3 protein-coding genes are annotated in these 3,788 nt (G+C 65.1%); 1 reads left to right on the top strand and 2 read right to left on the bottom strand.

Annotated features, from left to right (window positions below; genetic code table 11):
• The gene (locus MJD61_01345) at positions 1-1,074 is read right to left on the bottom strand and encodes a hypothetical protein (protein MCG8553922.1); all 1,074 of its coding nucleotides are present in this window, start codon (positions 1,072-1,074) and stop codon (positions 1-3) included.
• Positions 1,075-1,521: 447 nt separating this feature from the next.
• Between MJD61_01345 and MJD61_01340 the strand changes: the two genes are divergently transcribed.
• Positions 1,522-2,733 (top strand): sulfatase, encoded by a 1,212-nt coding sequence (locus MJD61_01340; protein ID MCG8553921.1) that lies wholly within the window; start codon positions 1,522-1,524, stop codon positions 2,731-2,733.
• A gap of 154 nt (positions 2,734-2,887) precedes the next feature.
• Here the strand turns inward: MJD61_01340 and MJD61_01335 are convergent.
• Positions 2,888-3,788: hypothetical protein (locus MJD61_01335; protein ID MCG8553920.1), on the bottom strand; the 901-nt coding region annotated here is incomplete at its 5' end.

The following is a 3,788-nucleotide window of genomic DNA, read 5'->3' as shown; positions in this document are numbered from 1 at the left end:
TCACGACCGTGATCGGGCCGGCCCGCGGACGATGTGGGTCACAAGCAATCCGTAGGCGATAACCAAGAGCAGGTTGCGGGTGGCGATCGATACCAGCGCGACACCGTATGCTGGGCTACCCCGGGGCAGCGCCATCGCGAGGACGGGATAGAAGAGCGTCGTGGCAAGCGCCGCGAGCACCAGAAGCACGACGCACCATCGCTTCGCCCTGAAAAGGAGCGGGACAAACGGGGCGAGCCAAAGCATGAACTGCCCGGACAGCACGTTGCTGCCGAGCATCATTCCGAGGACGGACGCTGGACCCACGACGACCGTGGCGACCGATCGCCGGCGCCACCACATCAGCACGACCGGCAACAGGCCCAAGAAGACGGTCGCGGGCATGGTGGCCGATGCCAGCGTCTGTGCGAGGCCTCCCCTCAGGTGGTATGCGCCGTGGCCGTGGTAGATGCTCGCCTCGGTCCAACCCAGGGCATCCAGGCACAGGACGGCGCTGCCCCAGGTGCTAGCGATCTGAAGTCCGCGCTCGGCGTGATAGCCCAAAAAGTCGAAGCTCCCGAAGCCCGCCCGGTGCGCCACGAGCGCAAAAGGACCAAGCAACCCCGCCAAAGCACCCAGGCACAGGTAGGCGAGCTTTCGACGCTGCTTCCTCTGCCAGTGGGACACGCCCGGAGCACACAGCAGCACGGCCGGCCACAGCTTGAGGCTGGCTCCCAGCCCCAGCAGCAAGCCTGCCTTGCGATCGCCCTTGCCCTTATCGACATAGTACAGACCCAAAGCTGCGCAAAGCGCTGGCAGCAGATCGTAGCGCTTGTAGATCACGGGAAAGAGCAGCGCCGAATACACAAGGTACACGCAAGCCCCGGTGACGAGCTCGCTGCGACGGCGATCCGAGAGCCAGCGCAGCACGGTCAAGAAACAGCCAAGGTCCGCCAGCAACATCATCGAGCGGAAGCCCTTGCCGTACCCTGTGCGACCGTGGGTGAGGTAGGGGGCCATGAACGCGGCCACGGCGCCGGGTGGATACTCGGGGCGGAAGTCTCGGTAGGGCGCCTTGCCTCTGCCCCACTTCATCGCGTACCTCTTGTAGAGTTGGACGTCCGCGCCCGAGCCCCAGCCAAGCGTCAGAACCTGCGCCGCGCGAACGGCGATCCAGCCAACGACAAGGAGACATGCGACTCGGGAAGTCGTCAGTGGCATGGCGGGCGTGGTGGGACGCGCCTGTACACCCGGTTCGGGTGCTGTTGGCGCAGAGCAGCGACCGGGACTATTGGGGAAATCTCGAGGAGGCGCAACGCGGCCGCAACTGCTTCGCGCCGGGCCACCGATCGCTACGTGCGCAGATCCAAGCCTAACAATGCCGAATGCCGCCCGCGCTGTGGCAACCTGCCGAAGCTCGGGCTGATGCTCGCGTGGATCGCATGCTCGGCATGTCAGAAGCAGTCTGCCACCACCTCACCCGCTACCACTACAGCGACGGCGGCCGCGCCTGACGCCCACTGCAGCAGCTGCAACGTAGTCTTGGTTTCGGTCGACACCCTGCGCGCCGATCACCTGAGCGTCTACGGTTACGGCGAACCGACGACACCCGAGCTCGCGAGCTTCTTCCCCGACGACGGGATCTTCGCCACGGCCACCACGGGCGCCCCCTGCACCAAGCCCTCGGTGCGCCAGATCCTGAGCTCCACCTACGACGCTCGGGCCATCACGCTGCCCGTCATCTTCCATGCCCGAGGTTACGAGACCGCCGCCATCGTTAGCCAGCACGTGTTTTATCGCCGGCTTGCGGAGTACCGCCGCGGCTTCGAGCATTGGGACATACAGCCCAAGCATCGGCGCGATCGCTACAAGATGACCACCCGTACGGCCGACGAGGTCACCGATCGCGCCCTACGCTGGGTGGAGCAGCGCACGAGCACGCGCCCCTTCTTTCTTTGGCTCCACTACTTCGATCCCCACGACCCCTACTCACCGCATGCCGACTTCGAGCAGTTCGACACGGGTGGCGGCGAGCGCTTTGCGGACGGCGATCGGCGAGGCTATCAGCGCAGGCTCGGCAAGCAGCTCGGCAGAATCTGGTACAAGGTCGACGAGTTCGATCCTGCCGAGCGCAGGCGCCTGATCGGGCTCTACGATGGCGAGATCGCCTTCACGGACGCGCATGTCGGTCGAGCGCTTCAGGGCCTCGAACGCGCGGGGGGGTCGCACGAGACGATCTTCGTCCTGCTGTCGGACCACGGCGAGCGGTTGGGCGAAAAAGGGGTCTGGGACCATTGCTTCACGGTGCAGGAGGTCGAGACGCGTGTGCCCTTGCTTTTTCGAGTCCCCGGTGCCTCGCCCTTCCCCCCGGACACCCGTCAGCAGCGGGTGAGCACTCTCGACGTGATGCCCACACTGCTGGACCTCCTGGGCATCCCCTTCGCCCACTTGGAGCTACACGGCCAGAGCCTGCTCGAACCGGGACCGCGACGAGCCGTGTCGATCTGGAGAAAGCTTGCAGCGATCCGACAAGGCGACTGGAAGCTGTACTGTCGAATCAAGCGCAAAAGATGCGTTCCACGCAAGCTCGCAAGGCTCGGGCAAGGAGTTTCCGAAGAGGTCGTCGAAGGGCATGACGATGTCCGCGAGGCGCTGCTGAGAGCACTGGCTCGGGTGCCCGGGGTCAACGTCAGGGCAAGCGACGTGGCCGAGCGGGAGCTCGAGCAACTCAGGGCGCTGGGCTACACCGAGTAAACCGCCCCATTTTGGTTCCCAGTTCCCGTTCGGAATGGATGCCAGAGCGAGCGCCCCCGCAGGGCCGGACCGAGGAATACTGTAGCATTTCTCTGCGCTCTGCTCCGTGGCTGTACAGGTCCGGGCCGAGCCGCTCCGGCACCGTTCGGGCTGGTTAGAGCCTCAGGCGCACCCGATACACGATGACAGCCCATACGGGAACGCGGTACTGCTCGATGCCGTACTCGTCGCTGGTCGGCTCGAACAGCGCCCACAGCGCGATGGCGTCGTTGCGCCGGAGCAAGCCCAACCTGCGAAACGTGAGGAAACCATAGACCCACTCGGAGTGCCGGCCCGAATCACGCGGGACGTTCACCAGACGCGAATAAAGGCCGAAGCCGCCCCAATCGCGCTGCTTGACGAACAGGACCGAATCCCAGCGCAGCAGCAGACCTGGGTCATGGCGCATGGAGTACACTTGGTCGAAGGTGTTGGGCGGGCGATCCTGATACTGCAAGCCGACATCGGTCCGAAAAAGCACGTACTCGTTCAGCGGCACGAGCAACTGCGCTCGGGCCTCGATCCAGGGCGTGGGCTTCAGCCCGTCGGTGACGTCTTGCGAAGCCATGGCGCGACGTGCGGCACGTGTGGCGCTGCAAGGCAGCCCCGTCGGTCGCCACCCGAGAGGGGACAAGGGGTCGGCCACGGTCGGGCAGTACTGGCCGCCTACGTAGGCGAGCCCCTTCGGGCCCTTTGCCATGATGCGCAAGGGGTCGAAGCTGAACACCGGCCATTCGATCAGTAGGCCCAGATCGACTCCCAGTCTCAAGGCCAGGATGCGCAGGTCCAGCGACGCGTGGAAGTTCCCGTATGGATAGGAGGTTAGCGCGACGAACTTCGTGTTCAGGTCGTTGCTGGAACCGTAGATCGGCAATAGGTGCTCAAGCGTGAGCTGAGTGCCGCCCGTGTACACGTCTCCGGTGAAGCTCCAGCCCTCGGGCGACAGCGCCAACGGCCAGTCGTGTCGCTGCTCCGCGCTCGCGACGCGCGTGACCAACACGCACCCAATCACGGCT

This window comes from Pseudomonadota bacterium, assembly GCA_022361155.1.
GTDB lineage: Bacteria > Myxococcota_A > Polyangia > Polyangiales > JAKSBK01 > JAKSBK01.
Note: the sequence above shows the minus strand (reverse complement) of the source record. Positions and strands in the feature narration are given on the sequence as shown.